This window comes from Mesorhizobium sp. BHbdii, from assembly GCF_053848045.1.
Genome location: NZ_JBSPKX010000247.1, coordinates 1 through 427 on the forward strand (window position 1 = coordinate 1; position 427 = coordinate 427).

The window sequence follows — 427 nt, forward strand, 5'->3', positions numbered from 1 at the left end:
GGGCGGGGAGGCAAGCCATTCGGCGGCCTCTCTTGCCCGCCGGAATTCGGCGGAGAAACTCAGCTTGTCGGGCGAAGGCGCGAAATGCGGCGGTTGGCTGAAACGCTCGAATTGCGGCTCGGTGAAGCCGGTTTCCTCATCAGCGCATTTGACGATGCGCACGCGCAGGTCGAACCACGCGGCCTGGCCGGTGACCGGATCGGAGTTCGAATAGCGTTTGCCCTGCGCGTCGGCCGAGGTCTGGTCGCCGATGATATGGTTGAGCAGGAAGCCGCGATTGCTCTCGGCGGCATCGTCCTTGAGGCCCCAGCTGCCGCGCCTTTTGCCGATCGCGTTCCAGGTCCAGACCGTGCTTTCGTTCACCCCGTCGACCAGCTTGATCTGCCCCTTCACCCGGCCATTGATGCTTTCGATCCACACCCAGTCG

At 63.9% G+C, this 427-nt stretch carries 1 pseudogene; it reads right to left on the reverse strand.

Annotated elements, in window-relative coordinates:
- A pseudogene (locus ACWTU8_RS32865) lies at positions 1 to 427 on the reverse strand (formate dehydrogenase); the annotation flags it as partial.